Annotated in this window: 20 protein-coding genes, 1 tRNA gene and 1 other RNA gene; 7 read left to right on the top strand and 15 right to left on the bottom strand. The window is 49.8% G+C overall.

Annotated elements, in window-relative coordinates; genetic code table 11:
• Positions 1-75: 75 nt before the first annotated feature.
• From KB213_RS08875 to thyX, 10 genes are all read right to left on the bottom strand, one after another.
• Complete coding sequence (locus tag KB213_RS08875; RefSeq protein ID WP_211682300.1) at positions 76-762, bottom strand: HAD family hydrolase; 687 nt, start codon at positions 760-762, stop codon at positions 76-78.
• A 190-nt stretch (positions 763-952) separates the two neighbouring features.
• Complete coding sequence (locus KB213_RS08870) at positions 953-3,586, bottom strand: AAA family ATPase (protein ID WP_211682298.1); 2,634 nt, start codon at positions 3,584-3,586, stop codon at positions 953-955.
• Positions 3,583-4,722: a metallophosphoesterase family protein gene (locus KB213_RS08865; protein ID WP_211682296.1), complete on the bottom strand. Its 1,140-nt coding sequence runs from the start codon at positions 4,720-4,722 to the stop codon at positions 3,583-3,585. The genes KB213_RS08870 and KB213_RS08865 overlap by 4 nt, the downstream gene beginning before the upstream one ends.
• A gap of 68 nt (positions 4,723-4,790) precedes the next feature.
• Entirely contained in the window at positions 4,791-5,813 is a 1,023-nt protein-coding gene (gene holA / locus KB213_RS08860) for a DNA polymerase III subunit delta (protein ID WP_211682294.1), read from the bottom strand.
• Complete coding sequence (locus KB213_RS08855) at positions 5,810-6,481, bottom strand: hypothetical protein (protein WP_211682292.1); 672 nt, start codon at positions 6,479-6,481, stop codon at positions 5,810-5,812. The genes holA and KB213_RS08855 overlap by 4 nt, the downstream gene beginning before the upstream one ends.
• 2 nt (positions 6,482-6,483) lie before the next feature.
• Complete coding sequence (gene leuS / locus KB213_RS08850; RefSeq protein WP_211682290.1) at positions 6,484-9,093, bottom strand: leucine--tRNA ligase; 2,610 nt, start codon at positions 9,091-9,093, stop codon at positions 6,484-6,486.
• A 7-nt stretch (positions 9,094-9,100) separates the two neighbouring features.
• Positions 9,101-9,661, bottom strand: a complete 561-nt coding sequence (locus KB213_RS08845) for a DUF3576 domain-containing protein (protein WP_408903736.1) — start codon at positions 9,659-9,661, stop codon at positions 9,101-9,103.
• A 141-nt stretch (positions 9,662-9,802) separates the two neighbouring features.
• Positions 9,803-11,737, bottom strand: coding sequence for an AfsR/SARP family transcriptional regulator (locus KB213_RS08840; RefSeq protein WP_211682288.1), 1,935 nt, complete (start codon positions 11,735-11,737; stop codon positions 9,803-9,805).
• A gap of 409 nt (positions 11,738-12,146) precedes the next feature.
• Positions 12,147-12,857, bottom strand: a complete 711-nt coding sequence (locus KB213_RS08835) for a dienelactone hydrolase family protein (protein WP_211682286.1) — start codon at positions 12,855-12,857, stop codon at positions 12,147-12,149.
• Between the two features lie 216 nt (positions 12,858-13,073).
• Complete coding sequence (thyX, locus tag KB213_RS08830; RefSeq protein WP_211682284.1) at positions 13,074-13,982, bottom strand: FAD-dependent thymidylate synthase; 909 nt, start codon at positions 13,980-13,982, stop codon at positions 13,074-13,076.
• A gap of 50 nt (positions 13,983-14,032) precedes the next feature.
• Between thyX and ssrA the strand changes: the two genes are divergently transcribed.
• The 3 genes from ssrA to KB213_RS08815 all read left to right on the top strand — a co-directional run bounded on the left by ssrA (position 14,033) and on the right by KB213_RS08815 (position 15,407).
• Positions 14,033-14,356, top strand: a transfer-messenger RNA (tmRNA) gene (ssrA, locus tag KB213_RS08825).
• 91 nt (positions 14,357-14,447) lie between these two features.
• Positions 14,448-14,975, top strand: a complete 528-nt coding sequence (locus KB213_RS08820) for an SspB family protein (protein WP_211682282.1) — start codon at positions 14,448-14,450, stop codon at positions 14,973-14,975.
• A gap of 39 nt (positions 14,976-15,014) precedes the next feature.
• Positions 15,015-15,407, top strand: a complete 393-nt coding sequence (locus KB213_RS08815) for a VOC family protein (RefSeq protein ID WP_211682280.1) — start codon at positions 15,015-15,017, stop codon at positions 15,405-15,407.
• A gap of 5 nt (positions 15,408-15,412) precedes the next feature.
• Here the strand turns inward: KB213_RS08815 and KB213_RS08810 are convergent, their stop codons facing one another.
• The 3 genes from KB213_RS08810 to KB213_RS08800 form a co-directional block, all read right to left on the bottom strand.
• Positions 15,413-15,631 (bottom strand): hypothetical protein, encoded by a 219-nt coding sequence (locus tag KB213_RS08810; RefSeq protein WP_211682278.1) that lies wholly within the window; start codon positions 15,629-15,631, stop codon positions 15,413-15,415.
• 75 nt (positions 15,632-15,706) lie between these two features.
• Complete coding sequence (locus tag KB213_RS08805) at positions 15,707-16,504, bottom strand: ABC transporter ATP-binding protein (protein WP_211682276.1); 798 nt, start codon at positions 16,502-16,504, stop codon at positions 15,707-15,709.
• Between the two features lie 15 nt (positions 16,505-16,519).
• On the bottom strand, positions 16,520-17,419 hold the full coding sequence (locus tag KB213_RS08800) for an ABC transporter permease (protein WP_346266697.1): 900 nt from the start codon (positions 17,417-17,419) through the stop codon (positions 16,520-16,522).
• A gap of 214 nt (positions 17,420-17,633) precedes the next feature.
• On the opposite strand from KB213_RS08800, the gene KB213_RS08795 reads away from it, so the two are divergent.
• The 3 genes from KB213_RS08795 (at position 17,634) to KB213_RS08785 (ending at position 20,154) form a co-directional block, all read left to right on the top strand.
• Positions 17,634-18,941: a transglycosylase SLT domain-containing protein gene (locus KB213_RS08795; protein ID WP_249110408.1), complete on the top strand. Its 1,308-nt coding sequence runs from the start codon at positions 17,634-17,636 to the stop codon at positions 18,939-18,941.
• A gap of 62 nt (positions 18,942-19,003) precedes the next feature.
• Positions 19,004-19,588, top strand: coding sequence for a peroxiredoxin (locus tag KB213_RS08790; RefSeq protein ID WP_211682273.1), 585 nt, complete (start codon positions 19,004-19,006; stop codon positions 19,586-19,588).
• Complete coding sequence (locus KB213_RS08785) at positions 19,585-20,154, top strand: DUF1643 domain-containing protein (protein ID WP_211682271.1); 570 nt, start codon at positions 19,585-19,587, stop codon at positions 20,152-20,154. Before KB213_RS08790 ends, KB213_RS08785 begins: the two co-directional genes overlap by 4 nt.
• Before the next feature lie 28 nt (positions 20,155-20,182).
• Here the strand turns inward: KB213_RS08785 and KB213_RS08780 are convergent, their stop codons facing one another.
• Both KB213_RS08780 and KB213_RS08775 read right to left on the bottom strand, forming a co-directional pair.
• On the bottom strand, positions 20,183-21,670 hold the full coding sequence (locus KB213_RS08780) for a carbohydrate porin (RefSeq protein ID WP_249110406.1): 1,488 nt from the start codon (positions 21,668-21,670) through the stop codon (positions 20,183-20,185).
• 216 nt (positions 21,671-21,886) lie between these two features.
• Positions 21,887-21,972 (bottom strand) — tRNA-Tyr (locus KB213_RS08775).
• Between the two features lie 68 nt (positions 21,973-22,040).
• Between KB213_RS08775 and rlmB the strand changes: the two genes are divergently transcribed.
• Positions 22,041-22,835 (top strand): 23S rRNA (guanosine(2251)-2'-O)-methyltransferase RlmB, encoded by a 795-nt coding sequence (gene rlmB / locus KB213_RS08770; protein ID WP_211682268.1) that lies wholly within the window; start codon positions 22,041-22,043, stop codon positions 22,833-22,835.
• The last annotated feature ends 42 nt before the right edge of the window (positions 22,836-22,877 follow it).

Here is a 22,877-nt window from a genome sequence, read left to right as displayed (position 1 = left end):
GGCGAACCGCTATGTTCCCGCCCATACGCCCAAGGCCAATAATCCCAATACGCATGTGATCTGTATCCCCTAAAATTATGACAGGTTCGTGGCAATTTGACGAACGACGCCAGGGAATTCAGAAAGATGCGCAATACGGATCACACCTTCAAATTTTGTACCGGGCTTTTCTGGATCACGCAGCAAAACACACGTCATGCCTGCACGCACAGCAGCCTCAACACCTGCATCTGAATCTTCCAACACGATGCAATTATCGGGTGCAACACCCTCTTCCTTCGCAGCATGCAGGTAAATGTCAGGATTAGGCTTAGGAATATTCAAATCACGCGCTGAATGAATACGCTCTTCTTCAAGATGCTCATCCAAACCTGTACGTTCGAACTTAGCTTTCATTTCTTGCGAAGATGAGTTCGAACCAACACGGATCGGCAAATTCATATCGATGATTTCGATAATCATATCTTCCGCACCGTCAACGGTCACGGCTTTAATCTTCATCATCTCCGCAATACGACGTTCCATCATATCGGACCAATCCGCCGGGAGCGTAGCACCACTTTTTTCTGCGATCAGATCACCAATTTTCTTTAGTTCACCACCAGAGAAAATAGAGTCACCCTCTTTATCAGTAATATTCCACCCATATTTACGAGCTTCAGCTGACATCAAAGCAGTCGACAAGTGTTCGCCAGCAACAAGGACGCCATCACAGTCGAATATTACAAGCGAAATTTCCTTCTTTGGAAGGTTCTCAGCCATTTTCGTCTCCCGGTGTTTTTGATGACTATCTATGCCTTAAGAGATTAAACACGAAAATTTGCCTTTCAATCTTGAAAAAAATGTTTTTTCCTGTCACAAGGAAGTATCGTCAAAATTCGAAAAAACAATTTTCGTCTTCTCTCCTAACGTTGACAAACGCCTTAGCAAAACCAAAGTTTTCCGACGCTCATCACGCACAAGGCAAAGACAAACGTTGCCCGGATACACTGCGGAATGCACGTTCCCGACAGGTCAATATTACAATTTGTAATCGTTTCGATGCCTGCTCCAACATATCCAACATCAGGTCCAAACGCGCATCATCAGCATAAACCAACGGATCATCCAAAATGAGCGAAACGGGTTGCCCTTGCTGCTGCAAAATATCTGCAAAAGCTAAACGTACCATTAAAGCCAATTGCTCTTGAGTGCCTTTAGATAAGTCTTCACTCTCTTCCTCGTGCTGCCCTCGCATTAAGCGTGATAACTTCAGCGTTTCATCAAACCCTGGATCACTCCCTGGAAGAATTTTTTCAACATAAGCTTTCGCCCGAGATGCAACAGGACGCACAAAACGCTCTCCCATCTCAGAGCGCGCTTCATCCATCACATCTCGCAATATCTGAAGAGTATCGACTTCATCTTTAATCCGTAAATGCGCTTCTTCCGCAGCTTCGCGCTCATCTTCCGCAGCTATTAAACGCTCTGCAAGCCCTCTGCCCCCATCAGCAGAAATGGTCGCTTCTAAACGCGACTGATCTTCACGCAACTGAGCACGCGTTCGTTCTGCTGCTTCTCTATCCTGATCCAGCCGCTCAATTTTACGACGGATCACATCAGGATTGCTAACAGAAACAAGGCTCTCCGCATCCTGCACCTCTAAAACGACAGAGGATAAATGTGCCTTCGCCTGCACAATTTTAACCGATATATCCGCCCAATCTTCATCCTGCGCCAACCGCTCTAAGTCCCGCGCGTTACGCTCTAACGCTGCTGTTAATTGTGCACTTTTCAACAACAATGGCTGCGAATAACTTTCCATTTCTTTTAATTGTTTATTCAAAACATCAAACATAGTGCGCATCTTGAGCAGATTATCTTCATATCCCTCAAGTTTCATGCGCATTTCTTGTATGTCTGGCAGCGTTTTCACATCTTTAACGCTCCGTTGATCAACTCCCTCAGAAGCCATCAAGACCTTAAGAGCGTCTTGGCCTGCACTCAGGCCCAAAACCATATCAGCCGGACATAAAGAGATAATACGTTCCCTTAAATCTTGAATACGCCCTGCACTGTGACGAGCTTGCTCATTTCGCTGACGGGCCGTTTCGATATCTTCTACCCCGACCTCTTTTAAAACATGTGCCAACCTGGTCTGCGCTGCTTCTAGATTATGGCGCGCCCGTTGAGTACCTAATGAAGGTTCTAACGTTAGAGTTGTCTCGCCAATTGTTACAGACATAGGCTGGTCAATGGTAAGAGTGCCAGCTTCTGCCTCTACACCATTCACAAGAACAGAAGCCAGATCACCAGATAGCGTCACACGCGCACCATCCATGCCCATAAGAGCACGCTTTTCCACCACTTCACGCTCAGCGCTATCCAGCTTCGCCATCAGTTCATCAGAGATCACTGCACGACTAAGACGCTCAGCTTCCATTAATGCCGCTTCGCAAGAAATCAATTGCGCATAGCGCCCTCGCGCAGCGTCTAAGGCTTCAGCCCGAGCATAATCGGCATGACATTGTTCCGCCATACGAACAGATTCTCTCTGTTGATGGAGCGCTTCTTGTTGGGTGTGAAGGTCCTGCCCTAACGTCGTAATCTTTCCATGAATTTCAGCAACTTGCTCTTCTGCACCACACCGTTCTTTTTCTAAGATGGCCAATGCTGCTTGATCAGATTTTTTCTCCTGCGCCAAATCATCTGCGCGTTTCTGCAATGCCTCTAAGCGCAAAACGACACGTCGCGCAGAATCACATTCCACACGCCGCATCTGCAAACGGTGCGCAGCTCCTTCAGCAAGTTTCAACGCATTCTGTAAATCTGCACGCTGTTGTTGGTCTTCTTCATCACGAAGGTCGCGCTCAACATGTTTTAAACGTGTACGAACCTGCTCCAGCCGAGAGAAATGATTCTCGAGCGCATCATAAAGTTCTTTAGTCTGCGCATAATGCGCTTTTGCAAGATCGTTCCGCGCTTGTACTTCAGGCAGAAGGCCCTGCGTACGGCTCCGAGCCGTCCCATATCGAGCACTAAGTTGCTCAACGCGCTCTTTGACGCGGTTGAACGCACCACCTCCCAAAATAGAGCCCACTTCCTGCTCTAACGTCATTCGAAGGCGGTCCCGCACCAACTCATCCGGAGCTGTCAATTCAAGGGCTTCAGCTTGACGAACCCATAAAAGCCCTAAAGCTCCCTCAGGCTCTACCTTCTTCCCGCTGCCATGCACCGCAGCACCCAACTGCTCACGCAGTAAATGCTCAGCATCTTCCCCCTCAGAGCGCCCTTTTGGACCATTCAGCGTGGTTTTCGCGCTTTGTACAAAACGTTTTTCAACACGCCATTGCTCACCATGGAGTGCAAAATCAACCGCAACCGATGGCCCGACTTTATCCCCATAAGGCACATATGATTTTAACTGCTTGCTCTGCCCTTTCGTCCGCACGAAAAAAGCAGCCCGCACAGCTTCCAACAACGTCGACTTTCCCGCCTCATTTGGAGCAATCAGAACATTGAGCCCGTCCCCCAAATTATCAAGCCGTACTGGCTGCCGAAAACGTCGGAAGTTCTCAATATGAATCTGACGGAGATAAAGGCTCATAAATTTTCAACTTGTTTATATTCAACAAAAAGACGCTCAAGAGCTTTACGGGCCAAACGCCCTTCTTCTCCGCCACGCTCAATACGCTCTTTCAATTTTTGAGCGGCTAGGGCGAGCATTCCTTCCCCATCCAATAGCGCAAGATCATCCTCCCCCGGACGACCTAAAACATCATCCGTCTGCGCATCCAAAAACATCAAGCGATGCGCAATATCTCCCTCTAACGAAGAAAGAATAGCCACACGCTGGGACAGATCCATCATCCCCGCCAATTTTAAGCGCAATAACGTTTCAGGCACATCTGTCCCCGCTAAAAAACGTTCTAATTGTGCTTCATAAGAGGCAAGCCCATCCACAACCCATGATTGCTCTACCCAGCGATACCGCCCTGTACTCAGCACATCGACAACAGGCTCACACCCAGGTGACAACGTTACTAACAGTACTTCTCCGGGCTTATCTCGTCCCTCCGCCGGATGGAAACGATCCACCTCGGGCGTTCCTGAGTACCATGTACGCGCATCAATTTTTAAACGACCATGCCAGTCACCCAATGCCAAATAATCCAGCGCGCTCAGTTGAGCTCTATTCGGTGCAATCAAATTTTCTGAGCTACTCTCATTACCCTGCGTAAACTGAGTAATTCCACCATGCGCTAAACCAATCCTTAATCGCGCATGCGGCGTATGCATCGCATCAAAACATGCCGTGGGATCATCATGCGTATGCCGCCCTAACAGCGGGGCCGGCAGCAACCACACGCCATCTTCAATTTCATGCGGCACAGCTTCCGTAAGAAGTTTCACCTCCCCGACTTGCCCTTGCCCCAACCGTGCTCGTACACGCTCCCACAACCCATGATTACGCGCAAAGTCATGATTGCCCGGCAACAACCACCAACAGCACGGGTAACGCTCCATGCGTGTTACAGCCTGAGCGATCGTCCGCTCATGCGGCCCTTCCGTATCGAATACATCACCCGCCACCAATATATGGCGCACATCATGGCTTTTCGCATGCTCGCCGATACGATCAATCACATCAAAACGCGCTTGTGTCAGTGCGGCACGGCGCTCATCATCGAAACGCCCAAAAGGCTTACCAAGCTGCCAGTCTGCCGTGTGAATAAACTTCATGCTGCGCCATATATTTTGAAAGTATCAACCCTTTCAACACTAACGCGAGAACGAATAAAGAACCAGCTTTAACGCATTGCGCCACGCAACCACACGCGCCCACCCAAACATAATGATGCTAAATGCCGTCGGCACAATAATTCGTCAGGCATTCCGCTTTTTTTACAAGCCAACTCCAACGCCTGAGTACGCTCCGCAGCAAGAGCCAACGCCCCAGCCGGCCAGCGCTCTACAGCCTTAGTGAAAGATGGCATACGCTTAAAAAAGACAGGCGGCCGCAAAGATTTAATCGCCTCCGTACGCATTTGACCATCTTCAACAGCCAACGCTACGCGCCACAAGCGATTGATGACCCCTAAGACCACTCGCGCAACCGCCACTGGCGCCGCACCATCTGCAAATGCACGTTCCAATGCTTGATCTACAGCCACCGCGTCACCCGCCATCGCTGCATATGCGGCATCATCTAATGACGTGCCGCCCGCATCCCCCACACATTCTTGTACGGTCTCAATATCTAAACGCCCATTCGGGCCTGCTAATAAAATAAGCTTTTCGATTTCGCCACGCACCCCAGCACGATCGGCTGAAAGCCGTCCATGCAGCCACGCCATAGCATCACGGTCAATTGTGATATTCTCATTGCTCAAAGCATCCGTCACCGTCTGCGCCAATGCTCGTCCTTCTTCTGGATAACAAGCAATCGACGCAACCTGTGGGTGTTTTTCAGCAAGAGCGCGCAACTTAGAGCGAGATGCCAATCCCGGCGCTTCAAGCACGACCAACGTATCTGTAGAGAGAGCTAGCAACCGCGTTAACGCTGCAACCAGCGCATCACTTCCCTCTCGCACCCACACGACACGACGTCCTCCAATAAGAGACAAGGCCGTTGTCTCTTCTTCGAGCCGATCATGTGTTTCACGGTCAAGTTGCGCAACCCGAAACGGATCATCCACAGTATCCGCTACGTGCTTAACAGCCTGCGCAGCACGTTCACGAATAAGGCCAGTATCTTCTCCATATAGGAGGATAACACGCCACTGCCCTGCATCGCTCAGCGCACGCCCAATCTGACGCGCCTCAATCTTCACTGTGTGGTCGAAGTCGATGTACTATGGGACAAGCGCCCCGTAGCTGAAGCAGGGAAACCATCTGCACCAGCACTTTGTGTTGGTGCACCATTATCCTCAGGCATAGCGTCTGTATCAACATAACGCGGCAGATCATCTGCCTGCCCCGCGCCAGGTGCATGATGAGTACGGAACCACACAGCTAACTGTTGCTTCACAGACTGCGCTAAAGTATCCGCTACGCGCCCCTGAAAAGTCTCTTCATTCAACGTCTGAGCAAAATACTGCTCATACAACGTGTTATAGCCATCCATTGTCCGAACATTGCCTTCCGCAAGCAGTTCCGGCACAGGCTTTACTGAAAACAAACGCCAATGCGCAGTTGCATTCCCACGAATACGCCCAGACGTATTATCTTGGTGAATATCAACTGCTTCTTCAGCCAACCCTGATGCTACTTGCAGCGTGTACAACTGTGGCGCCTCTGCACCAGAACCTGTCAGATCCTTTTGCAACGCCAAACGCAAAAGCTGCCCATAACGCCCACCAATATTAGCCACATAAACTTGTGCCAATTCCGGTGCGACGCTCTGCCCCTGCGCCCCCCCTCCGTAAAGAGGGGTAAAGCCACATCCAGCGAGCGCACCCGTCAGCGCTACACCAACACAGAGCCGGCTGAAAATGCCCATGATCAGCCTGCAATCACGAAGTTAACGATACGGTTCGGCACGTGAATTTCCTTCACAAGACGCTTCCCTTCCAGAGCACGTGCAACATTGATTTCTGCCTTAGCCGCCGCCAACACAACATCACGCGGGGCATCCGGTGGCACATCAATCGTACCGCGCAGCTTGCCGAGAACTTGGACAGCAATCGTCACCTGACGCGCCGTCAAAAGAGCAGGATCAGCCACAGGCCATGCCCGCTCAACAACCAATGCTTCACCTGGCTCAAGAGTAGCCATCATATCTTCTGACAAGTGCGGCATCATTGGCGCCACCAGAAGACACAGTGCAACAGCAGCTTCTCGCCGTGCAGCCGGCAGACCATCACCTTTCTTATTCAAGGCATCAGCCAGTGCCGACGTCAACTCGTGCAACCGTGCCACAGCCACATTCGGCGTGAAAGCATCCAATGCTTCCGTAACCGCTTGCACAGCACGATGCGTAGCGCGGCGGAGATCATCCGCCACTGAACACAAAGCCCCGTCAGGGAAAGCAGAGTCACGTGCATCTTGTTCAGCAACGCTGGAAATTAAACGATAGAGACGCTGACCAAAACGGGCAGCAGCAGCAACACCCGAAGCCGTCCACTCCATATCACGCTCTGGCGGGCTATCAGAAAGCACAAACCAACGCGCGGTATCCGCACCATAACGTTCAATAATTTCCAGCGGTGAAACGGTATTACGCTTTGACTTGGACATCTTTTCAGAACGCCCAACATTCACAGCCGTACCCGTATCCTTACGGACAATTTGTTCGCCGCGCCGCTCCACTTCTTCTGGATACAACCATCCAGAATCGTCACGGTAGCTCTCATGCGTCACCATGCCTTGTGTAAACAAACCTGCAAACGGCTCACTCACACCAACATGACCAGTCTTTTCCATGGCTCGGGTAAAGAAGCGTGCGTACAAAAGATGCAAAATCGCGTGCTCAATGCCGCCAATATATTGGTCAACCGGCAACCACGCATTTGCAGCTTCTGGTAAAGTCGGCGTCGAAGCATGAGGACTGGTAAAGCGCGCAAAATACCACGAGCTATCAACAAACGTGTCAAACGTATCCGTCTCACGCGTCGCTTCTTTACCGCAATGCGGGCAGTTTACATGTTTCCACGTCGGGTGATGATCCAGAGGATTCCCGGGCCGATCAAACGTCACATCTTCAGGCAACACAACCGGTAATTGATCATCAGGAACCGGAACCGTACCGCACTCAGAGCAATGGATGACCGGGATCGGGCAACCCCAATAACGCTGACGGGAAATACCCCAGTCACGCAAGCGCCAATTAACAACTTTCCGCCCAATACCCTGAGCTTCTAAGCGCTCCAATGCAACGCGCTTCGCCTCTTCAACACTCAAACCATTCAAAAAGTCTGAATTATAGAGAGATGCGTCACCAGAAACAGCCTTAGTACCAACCGTAAAGCTTGCAGCGTCCTCACCAGCAGGCAATAATACTTGCGGTACCGGCAGATCATACTTACGCGCAAAGTCAAGATCGCGTTGATCACCACATGGGCATGCAAAAACAGCACCAGTCCCATAACCCATCAACACAAAATTCGCGATCCAAACAGGCGCTTTCTGTGACGGGTTTAGCGGATTAACAACTTCCAGTCCGGTGTCAAAGCCAACTTTTTCAGCCGCTTCGATCACTTCTTCAGACGTGCCTGCACGCTGGCACTCTTCAATAAATGCCTTAGCTTGCGGGTTCGTCTCTGCAATTTTAGCCGCCAACGGATGATCTGGAGACAGACCAATAAAACTCAAACCGAACAGCGTATCTGGACGTGTGGTGAACACATCAACGCCATCAAACTCCGGCCCATAATTTTCTGGACGGTTATGCAGTGCAAAGCGGACGCGCGCACCTTCCGAGCGGCCAATCCAGCGCTCTTGCATGACACGCACACGCTCAGGCCAACGATCAAGATCCCCCAAGGAATCAAGCAAAGGCTGCGCAAAATCTGTAATTTTCAGGAACCACTGAGACAGCGTTTTCTTCGTAATCAGCGCACCAGAGCGCCAACCCCGTCCATCAACGACCTGCTCATTCGCCAAAACGGTTTCGTCAACAGGGTCCCAGTTAACCTGTGAATCACGGCGCTCAACCAAGCCATCAGCCAGCATGTCCAAAAACAGCTTTTGCTGCTGTCCATAATATTCTGGCTGACATGTCGCGACTTCACGATCCCAATCCAACGAGAACCCCAAACGCTGAAGCGTTTCCCGCATCGCCGCGATGTTATCCATGGTCCACTGACCAGGGTGCACACCGCGCTCACGCGCTGCATTCTCTGCGGGAAGCCCGAACGCATCCCACCCCATCGGGTGCAACACAGAAAAGCCCTGAGCCCGCTTATAACGCGCGACCACATCCCCAAGGGTGTAATTGCGCACATGCCCTACGTGCAATTGCCCCGATGGATATGGAAACATCTCCAGCACATAATATTTCGGGCGTCCATCTTCAGGAACATCCGGCACAGAAAATGCTTGGCGCTTGTCCCACTCTGCCTGCCAGAAAGGTTCACGCGCGTGAAAGTCAAAAGCGTTTGGTACGTCGTTCATGTTCGTTTCAGTTGTCCCGTTCACCATTCTCTGCACGCAACTGACGGGCACGTGTCAAAATACGTGTTGTAATGTCAGACGTTGTGGTCGCAGATACTGGTGTATCCTGCCATGCACCATCTTGAAAAATTTGACGGAAAACAGCCACACGCAAAGCATCCGAGCGCAAACGTCGATCCAGCACATAGGCCGCAATTTTAAAGCGTTCTCCATGACTTGCAGGTGGCTGATACCAGTCCGTCAAAATCACCCCACCAACAGCATCAGCTGAAGATAATGGCATGAAAGACAGCGTATCAATGGCACCACGCCACAAATAAGCATTTACACCGCCCTTCAGATCATCTGCGCCACCTTCAGCGCCACGATCAACACCCAGCAGGTGATTATGCGGCGTTGCCAAACTTCCGGGATCACGGCTGCTCCCGCATGCTGCCAGCACACCAAAAGCAAACAAGCCTGCAAACTTCCAAGGCGAAGCGACCTCACCACGAGCCCGTCCGACCATTTTCACACAAACGTCAGCGGATGACACTGCGCACCGAGCAATCATATTATTGCGAGACATTATCAAAAGTCCTGCAGGCCACGCCAAGGCCACTCATAGGCAAAAAGACAAGGTGGCGAGCCCTGCCAAAAGCAATGCGAATATGCTCTCTTATCGTGCCAATACGATTAGGCCAAGCATCAGAACTCTTAAAGCGTCATTTCACTGAAATTCTGCCTGCATTAAGCCACTCCGAATCATAGCCACTCCCTGCTGTGGGAGATAAGCACAACGCTTCAACACATCTTCAATCGTTAATGCCGGCACAAGCGAGCGCACATGCTGAAAAATCCTTGCACGCTCTTCTCCCTGCAAGCCAGTTCTTACCGCTGCAACGACCAACGACACGGCACTCATTGGGTGACGTGGGTAAAGACATACCATACGATTAGCCTGCTCAAGCGCCTTGCCCTCAGGCAAACCAACCACCAATGTCATTAAAAATAACATTTCATAAAACGCCCTCAAAGGAGATCCATTCATTGTCCCCAACATCTCCTGAACCATCTTCGCCGCTAAAACGGCATCCTGATCCAAAAGCGCTTCAAGTGCCGCATACATAGAATGCTCTCTGGCAGATAATGGAACACCCGCCCCCTGTATCACAGAGTACAACGACGTTTTATGAGACACGGATGAGAGCAACGCATCGCCCTCCACCATAGTTAATAAGCCCCACAACAAAGCAACAGCCGATCGCTCTGGTTGCAACGCCATTGCCTGACGCGCCCCCTCAATACCCCATTGGATAATTTCTGAAGCTGAAGACTGAAAATCACTATTCAAACGCGCAAGCGCCGTTATAGTCGTCGCTAATGCTGTATGCGCTTCGTCCGAAGGAGCGCCAATCAATTTTATAGCTCGATCAAAAGACGCTGTATTAAACCTTAAAGACAGCCCCACCGCCCTCATGGATTTACCAAACCTTGAGAGCTCTTCATCCTTGCGGCTCGATACACGCATTAAATCAGAAAAAACGATAGACCAATGAATATCTGAAAAAATATCCCCCAAAATTTTATCTATATTTTGACTATTTAATTCAGCTACACTCTCATAACCTCCCCAGACAACAATACCTCCCGAACGAATGTCCATCAAACGAACAATAATTCTTGGAACACTGTCTTGAAATCCAACACGTAAAATGCTGCGGACTACATAATCAATTCCAGATTTTTTGCATAAATCAATATAATCTTCTCCTTCACCATTTCCTTGAAAAGGAACAACCTGAAAAAGTTTAGCCCTGAGAAAAAACATCTCCAGACATTCATGAAGATCATCTGAACTTGGGCAGTTTTTCCAATGCTCCGGCTCCAAAATCGTAGGACTTTGAATATGCACCGAAATACGCCGTGCGATATCAGGTTTTCCACTTTTCATATGAAAAGGGCTAACCAGCATCGGGTCACTCTCAGAAAAAGAAATATCCCCACTATCTGGCAGTAAGCCTAAATTTACTCCAAAGCCTTGAGCATGCTTCCTGTCATTAAAAGGACATACTTCCTTAGAAAAAGGAGCTACCAACTCCATCTCACTCGGAAAATGACCCAAGGCTGTATTTTGATCATAACGTAAGACCCTCTCCAAAAGGTCTTGCGTAGCTTGTTCCAAATATATTTCTGTCGGCGCCTCCGACACAAGACGCTTAAATTGAATAACAAAAGAGCGCGCCTGAGCTAGATCATGCGCCCTGACGGCAGCCTCAATACGTGCACACCAAGCCGCCTGATTCAATTCATCAATAGCCAGCAAACGTGATGCTGCATCTTCTATGCCCGCAAGGTCCCGCACTTCCAACAAAGAGGCTTCATATTGAGCAATCGAATATTTGCGTAAATTAAAACGCTGTACTTCCAACCATTCATCTAATGCTGGATCAACGCCATCCAAATCAGGAAGAAGTTTTTCTCCTGCTTCCATAAAAGCGCCCGCAGCATTTAAGCCACCAGACTTTAAGCGCTCCACATCAACAGACGTCAAAATAGGCTTTAAGGTAAGAGAACTACGCTGAACATCAACGACATTAACCCCCAGCGGCCTTAATGCCTCCTGCAAACGATGAATTTCCTGGCGCAGTGAAGCACGCGCCATATCTTCTGGCCTCTTGCTCCACAACAACTCCGCTAACTGCGACCGCAAAACAGGCTTACGCTCAGCCAGCGCTAAAATAGCCAACAGTGCACGCGTTTTTCCACCGATAGGTAAAATACTTTTACCATCTACTGTAAACGCCTCCATACGGCCGATTAATTTTAACCGAAATACAGAAGAATCCGCCTCACGGACTGACAAAAAATTCAACGAAGACGTCATTTTTTATACCCAATAATTCTTCTTAATTTAAAAAAAGCCTTACGCTTTAAGATATTCATCAAAAAACTATACCTCTCCTTTTAAAGACGTTGATTTGTTAAAAATAACCACCAAAAATCTTTAAAATAGAGTTAACTAACAATCTTATACCGAAAAAAATTCCCTCTTGGTAGAGAGAGATAAAATATTATTCCAAAATTTCATTCAGAAAACTAATAATACCATGCCATGATCTTTGATCAGCCAAACTATTATAAAGCAAACCCCGCTCTGGTTTATTCGCATGTGGATTAGTAAAAGCATGCCCAACATGACCATAAGCATGCAATTGCCAATCTGCCTTTCTAAACGTCATTTCTTGAGTAAAAGCTAAGACCTGCTCAGGTATAGCTAAAGGGTCATCCCATCCGTGATATACAGCGATTTTAGTCGTTATATCATCGCCGCTCAGCGAAGGGTCACTGCCCAACAAGCCATGCAGACTGACAATACCCCGCACCTTTCCTCCCCCCAAACGGGCCAGATCCAATGCTGCCATTCCACCAAAACAATACCCTACAACCGCAAGCTGATCGGTATCCACCCCAGATAAAGAGCGCGCAAATTCAACAGCGGCTAAAACCCGCCGCGCCAAACCTACACGGTTCTTTAGCCACGGCTCTATAAGATGCGTATTATCTCCTCCCGAAGAGCCAGAGATATCTTTACCAAATAAGTCAATCGCAATACCAACATAACCGAGCTCGGCAAGACGCTCAGCTATATTGTGTTCAAGAGCGCCACGCCCCGCCCATTGGTGGGCAATTAAGACAGCCGGAGCCTTGTCGCGTGAAGGCCGCGCAATAGCAGCACGCAAAACAGTTTCGCCGTCATAGTAGTCATTGTATTCGAGACCCATATAACGCTCCTCATTTTTACGAACCTATCCCACACAGTGAATAAATTCGAACTTTAATTCAATGAGAAACAGGCCATAAAAAATGAATTAATAACGCCACAATAACCAAAACAACATCAATAGCTAGAATTAACCATAAACCAAAAAAACGTGGCTTCATTACCGGCTCTGGCTGCCCCCCCTCCCTTGCGGAAGAGAGGAGGGATTGCAAATCATTCATGAGGTTTGCAAAGCCGCGTTCATTTCGGACCACTCACGCTTTGTAAGGCCCGAATTTTCCTGAGTGACACTCTCACCAGAAAGCTGCCGCTGCAACACACGCAACATACCCGCTGAAAAAGTGAACGCACCCAATCGATATTCACGGAAAGCTGCCTCGGTCTGGGGAACCCACGCCCGCAAAACATCCAACATCTTCTCCGCATAAACGCGGATCTCATACTGTGCATGTGGATCTGCACGCAGCGCCAAGAAATGCATAAAATTATGCAGATCAATCTTCCAATACCACTGCGTATAGGTATTGAGCGTTAGGTTCATCCGCGCCAATTCACGCGCCAAACCATAACGATCTTCATCCAAAAGCTCCTCGTAATGATCATAACAACGGCTGGCGTCATTACGTAAGAGATTTAAAACTTCGTGCGCTTTCTCAGCATCCAACGCATCACTGCGCCCTTGCCGATTAGATGAGCTTTGCGATGCCACCTGCTCTAAATTTGGCAGGTAAAACTCACGATCCAAAATGGAATAACGTGCCGAATATTCATTGACACTCGCCATACGATGACGAATCCACTGACGCGCCACAAAAACAGGCAGCTTCACGTGGAATTTGATTTCACACATCTCAAACGGCGTGGAGTGACGGTGACGCATGAGATAGCGAATAAGCCCCGCATCTTCTGACGTCTTTCGCGTACCCCGACCATAAGAAACACGCGCAGCCTGCACGACCGCGCTATCATCGCCCATGTAGTCGACAACACGTAAAAAACCATGATCGAGCACCTCGATCGGCTTAGCAAGAAGCTCTTCCATCGCCGGGACAGTCGGCCGAGAGGTCAGCTTTGGTTCGAGACGCAGAGATTCAATCTCAGCGCGTTGTTCAGATGTCAGTGCCATGCTGATGGCATACCATCAAAACCCACCACAAGTCACCCACGTTCATGATGAGACTTGCAGACGAAAATCAAAAAGACTATAACGATCTTGCTCAGGTTTTCCTGGCTATGGTGATAAACGGTAAGTGGAATAATTGTTGTGGACCCGGGGGCAGTGCCCGGCGTCTCCACCAAAACAACACACCAGCATAAGCCGGTGTTTGTGGGGACGAAACAGGCTCGACACGCATGGTAAAGACTTGCCTTTTGCCCGGCATTGTACCGCCGTTATCGGGCTAAACTTTTAAGTGCCAATGATAACTCACAGGTGCTCGCTGTTGCTGCATAAGCGATAAGCGCGGTTCGGGAGGGCACCGGGCAACAGAAGCCCTCCCACCTCTTTTTATATATAAAAACCCCTTGCCAAGTCTTTATGTCTGGCGCAGACCTTAAGAACCTTTATCAAAAGTTTGACGGTTTTGCGACTATGAGTGACGACCATAACGACGACTTCGAAGCCAACTTGCCGGAGAGCCTTCTCCCTTATGATACGTGGATAGAAGACGCTTATCGTGGGGTTATGTGCCGCGCACTCTCACACGTTGCCCAAGAAGGCCTGCCCGGTGAGCATCACTTCTACCTCACCTTCAAAACAAACGCTGCTGGCGTCAACATTCCAAGCCGTCTCTCCGCGCAATACCCACAAGAGATGACCATTGTTCTGCAACACCAGTTTACTGACCTGAGTGTTGACCCCGAACATAAAGAAATTCGCGTTACCCTTTCTTTTGGCGGCGTCCCTAGCCCACTCATTATCCCTGTCTCTGCTGTTGTAGCGTTTGCTGACCCACATATGCATATGGCTTTTCGTTTCTCCGAGCAGACATCGGCAGAAGCAACGACGGACACTGCAAGCCCCCCCCCTTCTCTACCAGAGCAAGAAGCCGATGAAAGCACATCTGGCGACGCTGAAATCGTCAGCTTAGCGGCCTTCCGCAAAAGGCCAACCCCTTAGTCCCCCCTATCCCCGCAACAACAACGAGTACAGCATTCCATGCGCTTCACCGTTGACCGCCTTGATCATATTGTTCTGACCGTTCGCGATCGTGATGTTTCAGCCTCGTGGTATCAACGTGTTTTGGGGATGGATATCGAAGAATACGGCCGCAATAACCGCGTCAGCCTCAATTTTGGAGGGCAAAAAATCAACCTTCGCCCAGAAAGCGCTGAAGGTTGGCAAACCGCCGAAGGCGCACAGCCCGGCACATCAGACCTTTGTTTTACGACCGCTATAGAAAGTGCCCACATTCTTCAGCATTTAAAGACATGCGGCGTCCATATTGTCGAAGGGCCGACAGCACGAATTGGTGCGCTCGGCCCTTTGATCTCCGTATATTGCCACGACCCTGATGGCAATCTCGTGGAAATTGCATCCTACAAAGGATGAAATTTTTACCAGTTTTTAGAGATCATCCAAAACTCTTCTGATGTCAGCGTAATCGCATTACTACCTTCAGTTTCTGACGCCGCGAGAGCCAGCGCTGCAATACGCTCAATCATCAACGTCTTACGCTGATGGGCTTCTGATTGTTCTTGAGCATGTGAAAGAGTTTTCAGGGCTGCTTGCGCTGCTTTCACAACCCGCTTTGCATCAATAGCTGCATAAGACATCGTTACGTCTCCCATTATGAAAGGATATCAACATCCGCATCATAGCGCAGGCATAGCAACGCTGCAAAAACCCCCTCACACTTTGCTCAAAAACTCCTCATATGCGTCTAAAATCGTTTCCGTCGGGCCATCCATCTTCACGCGCCCCGCTTCCATCCAAACGATACGGTTACACCACGTGCGCAATACGCTCAGCGAATGAGATGCCACAACCACAATATCCGCCGAAGACACCATCTGAGACAAGCGTTGTTCAGCCTTACTCTGGAAGTTCTGGTCTCCAGCCATAAACCACTCATCCATCAAAAGAATATCAGGCCTTGGTAAAGTTGCGAGTGCAAACCCCAACCGAACCCCCATACCTGATGAATAAAGGCGCAAAGGCAGATCAAAAAACAAACCCAGTTCTGCAAATGCCTCAACATCCGCTTCAAAACGGAGCACATCTTCCTTCTTCAACCCTAAACGCAGTGCAAATAACCTTAAATTTTCACGGCCTGTCAGTTCAGGGTTCATACCGGATTGCGGATCTATCAAAGCATGCCGTTCTCCCTGCACACCTACATGCCCTTCCGTCGCCTCATAAATACCAGCCAAAACACGCAGTAACGTCGTCTTGCCGGCACCGTTATGACCAACTAATCCAACCCGTTCCCCCGGCTGGAAAGACAAGGTTAACCCTACAAGCGCCTGCACCAAAAGACAGCCACTTCCAGATTCATCCATCGTCATAGCACCACCTACAGCAGCACTCTGTCGTATTTTTTTTACGGAATTTTTAGCGCGTGAAAAAACCGTTTTTTTAAACGATTTCGATGCACCGTGAAGCACCGGGAACGTGAGCGATACATCACGCAGATGAATATACGTCATGAACAGGCAGCCTCATTACATCCAAAAAACGACACGTGCCCGTGCCTTACTGTAGACCAAAGCTGCGGCCCCACATAACAACACACTTGCTCCAAGCGCAATTTCCCAGAGTACCGTGTCTGGCCTTTGCCCCAAAAGCGGCTGACGCAAAATTTCAATGACCGCATAAAAAGGGTTGAGTAATAAAAACCGTGCATAACCATGCAATTGCACGGGGGCCCATATAATCGGCGTTACATAAAACACTACCTGCATTAAAGCACCGACAATCGGGGGGATATCACGATAACGCGCACATAATGCCCCCAACAGCAAACATAACGCCCAACCGTCGATCACCCACAAGGCTGCGGCCGGCAGCGCCCAAAGTGCAGCCACGCCCGGCCAAGCATGATAAAATGCAAAGACCCCCAAAGGTACGACAATATTATGCGCAAAAATAATGACATTACGAACAACCACACGCACTGCAAAAAGCGGTAAAGGCAAACGACTTGCCCGTATCATCGCCTCGGCCTCAATAAAGCAACCGCATGAATCTTGTACTTGCGCTGCAATCCCCGCCTGCCACAACATCAGCGAGACCGCCAAAAACGGGAGATATGTTGTCAAATTCATATGAAAAAGTGTGCTGTAAAGCCCCCCCATAGAAACAACCATCAGAGAGGAGACAACAGTCAGCCAAAACGGCCCCAATACAGATCCACGATAACGCAGCTTAATATCCAGCCAGCCCAGTGCGATCCCCAGCCCTAAAAGCTTTCGCGTTTCACGCAAATCTGCCCATATGGCCGAGTGTGAAAAAGAACGCTCCGGACAGTCAGGCTCTGAACCTGATTGAACACTTGTCGTGGGCACAAAAGGATCAACTGTCATAGCGTTCCAGTAGCGAATAAGCCCCGAGGCGGCAAGCACGAGAATATTTTCTGAAAATTACAGAACATCTCTTGGATGCACCCTAGCCACTTCCGCCAGCACTCCCTACACTTAGTGCAACAAGAGTTCAGGTTTTTCTCAGTTTTGCCTCATTCCCCTCCTAAGAATGACAGAACTTTCGTCCATCTAGCCGCTAGGTCTCATGCCACCCATGCCCAGCCCTACCTGCCCCAGCTCCATCAAAAGCTCTAACATGAACTTAATACGCTCGGGCATGGCATTCGGCGCCATCAGCCTTTTGGCCGCCTGCGCTAACCAAGCTGATGTCACTCCCTCAGACACCCCTCTGCCTGTGGTACAGGAAGCTGAGCATTATCAGGCGCATGCTAAATCCTATTATGCTCCACCCGGCCCCGCCAATGATCCTTGGGGCCCTTACATTCACGAAGCGTCAGAACGCTTTGATGTGCCAGAACGCTGGATCCGCTCCGTCATTGAGCGGGAATCTGGTGGACGCCTTTTTGATTCCAGCGGACATTTTGTAACCTCCGTGCCCGGGGCAATGGGGCTTATGCAATTAATGCCCCCCACCTATGACGACCTGCGCAATCAATATAGCCTCAATGACGACCCGTATGACCCACATGACAACATTTTGGCCGGAACAGCCTATATCCGCCAAATGTACGATATTTACGGAAGCCCCGGATTTCTAGCCGCCTATAATGATGGCCCTGGCAGCCTAGATAGCTACCTACGTCGTGGCCGCGCCCTCCCACGGGAAACGCGCCGCTATGTAGCCTCTATTGGCCCCAAAATTGCTGGTTACTGGCCCCATAATCGTTCTGCAGCCGATATTCTGGTTTCGCATCATGATCCGAATAGCCGCACCGCTGCGGATACAGACGATGATAACCAACCTAACGCGACAAGCCAGAGTGTCAGTTCCGCTTGGGCTCAGCGTGACCAACAAACCGCACAGCCTGACACAGACGATGCGGCCAGCACAACAGCAGAAAGCGCAACAACGCCCCCATCCAATCCGTCCCCACAATCAAACACTCCCGCCTCTCCTTCAGACGTAAGCGCATCATGGGCTGCACGCGGTATTCACGCCACACCATCCGTACCGCCACCTCGCCCCACGCTGCCCCCCCGAAAAGAACTCTCTGACGATACACTCAGCGATAACCGCGTCACGGCTCAAGTCCTACCTGTAGGACACCGACTGCAAGCACAATCCATTGTCGCTGAAGTGCCGGCATCTGGGATCCATTACCGCCTCGCCCCAATGCCTCGTACAACAACCACACCAGAAATCACCTCCGGACATTGGGCAATCCAAGTCGGGGCGTATGCATCTTCAGCACAAGCGCATCTTGCCGCAAATGCTGCTCATAAAAACCACGGTGGGACCGTACAGATTACCCCCATTCATACCGCTCACGGCCTTTTGTACCGTGCACGTCTTACCAACCTCAGCCATGCCTCCGCTGAAAATGTATGCCAACACTTACAGGCCCATACAGCCTGCGTTGTCGTACCACCAGAAACCTTCTAATCTTATTCCTTTAACGCGACATTCAGTTGCACTCATTTAAAGAAGCTTTAGGAAATCCATTTATGCGACGTTTTCCCGCACTCTCGCTTAAATATGCCCTGACTTTCGGAAGCATTGTATTAGGAGCAAGCACTGCCTTACCTCAAACGGCACATGCCGCCCTCGAAACAAACTCTATAGCTCAAGATTTTTCTGCCCCCGCCAGCATGGGGGGACATGAATTCCAGTTCCATCTCAAAGAAGCCCTACAAAAAGGCCCCGTGGTTTTATATTTTTATCCTGCCGCCTTTACAAAAGGCTGCACAATTGAAGCACACGACTTTGCCGATGCCGTGCCTGATTTTAAAGCTGCCGGAGCCTCTATTTTTGGCATTTCCATGGACCCTATTGCCAAGCTTGATAAGTTTTCGGTCAGTGAATGTCGTTCAGCCTTTGGCGTGATTGCTGATCCAGATGGCAAAATCACCAACAGCTACAAAGCCAAAATGCCTCTCCTGCAAATGGCTAGCCGCACATCTTATGTCATCGCACAAAATGGACATGTTGTTTTAACATACGCCTCCATGTCACCTGACGAACACGTTGAGCGGACACTAGAAGCTGTCAAAGCTTTACAAAACAAAAAGAGCGCTTCCCCCACCAAATGAAAGATCTTTTTGGAGCACACCATAATGTCGGACAGGCCAAACCACTCAAGCTAACCGATGACGTCATAAGTTCAGCGATTTATGGCGGGCCTCAAGACTGTTACCGCTACGCATTACAACGCGTATGGCAAGATAACGCCCCAACACTCATGTGGCTCATGATGAACCCTTCTGTTGCAACAGAATTTGGCGACGACCGTACCGTCGCCAAATGCCAACGCTACGCACGCAGTTGGGGGTATGGCAGCATTTTAGTCGGTAATAGTTTTGCTTATCGCTGCACCGATCAAAAACGCCTCATAGAGGTTGAAGACCCAATTGGTCCTGACAATGACGCGCATCTTCTGCATTTAGCCAAAGATGCAGACCTTGTTATCTTGGCGTATGGCTCACCTCAAATAAAGACCTTACGCCAAAGAGGAACAGATGTTGCTCTTATGCTCGAACAACACGGCATTACCCTACACACCCTGCGCCTGAGTAAATCCGGACGACCCGAACACCCCCTTTATCTTCCTTCAGACCTAAAACCTTTTTCAATCCAATCTATCGATCTAGGCACATAAAAAAACCGCCCCGAAGGGCGGTTTTCTTTTAGAATGTAATACCCGTTTCCAAGTCCAGCAGAACAGGATTTTTGTAGCGGTTCGTACCACCTGGGCTCCAGTAATACTGTGCACCCGGACGTACCAACAGCCACGGCGTTGGACGCCAACCGTAGTTAAACTCGATGGATTGCTCACCCGACGGGCTGAGCATATTCGCACCATTTTTCTGCATCTGCCGTGCCCAATTGGTCAATTTAGCATTCACCCAGCCAGACTTCATACCTAAGCTGACCGTATCATTTGGACGGCTTGCAAATGTTCCCTTACGCACCACACCAAAGGTCACATAATACGGCACAACCGCCGTACGCGGGTCACCCCAAGTAAACGAACCGAACACCGCTGTGCTGCGCTGCGAGTCATCTGAATCACGCTCCAACATACGGTCCGCCTGTACCCAGCCACCAAAACGGCCACGCACTTTAGACGTCGGAGCTGATGCTAAATACTGAGGGGCGATCTCAAAACTGGAGAGTTGTGAGTACACATCTTTTGTTTCAGACGTATCCCAGTATCCACCAACCTTAATATTGGTTTGCAAAGGCCCCGTAAAATCATTGTCACCACCACGGTGCCACCCCAACTGGAACGGCAAGAACGTGCCTGTCGCACCATGAAGGTTCATTTTCCAAGCATTATGCGTGTTCGAAATTGTTGGATCGACAGAATATGCACCAAAAGAAATCAGATATTCTTTATTGCCGGCTGGGTAGAATTTAACCCATGCTCCCGGATGGGACGTCGGATAATAACCATAACCTGAGTTCATCGCGATTGATTGCGGCATCCCGCAAATCGCATTTGATTCAAATTGGCAGTACAGATTACCACCCCAATAGATCGACGATTGTTCAAAATCGTTTTCACTGTTGATTTCACCCACCTCAGTAGAGAGGTAACGGTTCCACGGCATTTCCCACGACAGACGCGTCAAACGCACAGTCTCACCAGAACCAAAAATTTCTTGTGGGCTGTTCATCACCGGGAGTTTGGACGTAAGGCCCAGACCCTGACGCGCAGTAACTGCAAAGTGAATAAAGCCCAAACCATACCCGGTCAGCTTTTTGATATCCGCGTCAACAGTTGCGCCAAACTCGTCCGCATAGCGCACATTTTGCGAACGACCACCACTCACGTTACCAGCGGAATCCTGCAAATAATGCCCATTGATAACCAAGCCACGCTGTGCAAGGCGCGTTCTCGCTCCTGCCCAGTTCCCCGTCATGGTGCTTTGCGTCAACCAATCATGCAGACTAGCCGGCAAAAAATGATCTTCTGTCGTATCGGAAACAATCGGCCCAGAGGACGCAGACACTGTGCGCCGCGTCACAGGAGTGAAGACGGGCGTGCTTCCCACCTTATCTTTGCTTACCTCATTAGAGGTTTGAGCATTAGCGTACGCGCCCGACGACAATGAGCCTAAAATACACACCAAGCTCAAAATGCCCGTTTTTTTAATCTTATCGTGCTGCATTTCCAGCAACGTCCCCCTTGCTGAAGCGTTCAAGTGACTTAAATGTCTTTTTAACGCTTCATTTAGACCTAAACTAGTCCAATATAGTGCACAAACTTGTGAAGTCTTATTTAATAGAAAGGGATTGTATATCAAACAAAAAAGACCCATACTTAATTATCCCCTTAGGGCTTCTTAAGTATGGGCCTCAATATTCTTTCCTTAAGGAAAGCGTCCTGGTGGAGAGAGTTGGATTCGAACCAACGTAGGCGTACGCCAGCGGATTTACAGTCCGCCCCCTTTAGCCACTCGGGCACCTCTCCGGGACGGGTGGATAGATAGGTCGGATCACTGGGTATGTCAAACGCTTTTTTTCGATTATATAAAATTTATGGCTAGACGCACTTCTTCCCCCTCCCCCAAGCGCATTTCCCTCCCCAAGGAACATGACGCTTCCGCTCCCTCACGCGCAGGGCGCCCCACCCGCAATCAACCCGGATACTGGATCTATGGTCACCACGCCGTAGAAGCTGCCTTGGACAACCCAGAACGGGTTATCCACGAGTTTCTGGCAACCCAAGAGGCTTCAGCCCAATTCGCCCATGCCCGCGTATCACCACAAGTCGTAGACCGTGAGCGCCTTGATCGTCTCTGTGACCGCGACGCCGTGCACCAAGGCGTATGCCTGCGCGTAGAGCCACTCACGCCACCACATTTTCTTGATGCACTATCACGACCCGGCCCTGTCCTCGTTTTGGATCAAGTTACAGACCCCCGTAATATCGGTGCCATTTTGCGTTCAGCTGCTGCTTTCGGCGCTTGCGCCGTTCTCGTGCAAGACCGCAACACACCGCAAGAAAGCGGCTCTATGGCAAAAGCCGCATCAGGCGCACTCGATATTGTACCTATCTTACGTGAAGTGAATCTCTCGCGTGCCCTTGCTTCCTTGCAACGCGAAGGCCTCTGGATCGTCGGACTGGATGCTGGCGGCACACGCCTAGACGGCACAACATTTTCTGGACGCCGCATAGCACTTGTTCTCGGCGCTGAAGGCGCGGGACTACGTCGCCTTACACGTGAAACATGTGATGAAATTGCCAGTGTATATATGCCAGGCAATATGGAGAGTCTGAACGTCTCTAATGCAGCCGCCGTTGCTCTATATGAATTAGCGCGCCCATCGTAAAAACTAGCACCATCTAAATTTAAAGACATATCGGCATTCTCT

It is taken from the genome of Neokomagataea anthophila (assembly GCF_018122595.1).
GTDB classification, from domain to species: domain Bacteria; phylum Pseudomonadota; class Alphaproteobacteria; order Acetobacterales; family Acetobacteraceae; genus Gluconobacter; species Gluconobacter anthophilus.
Note: the sequence above shows the minus strand (reverse complement) of the source record. Positions and strands in the feature narration are given on the sequence as shown.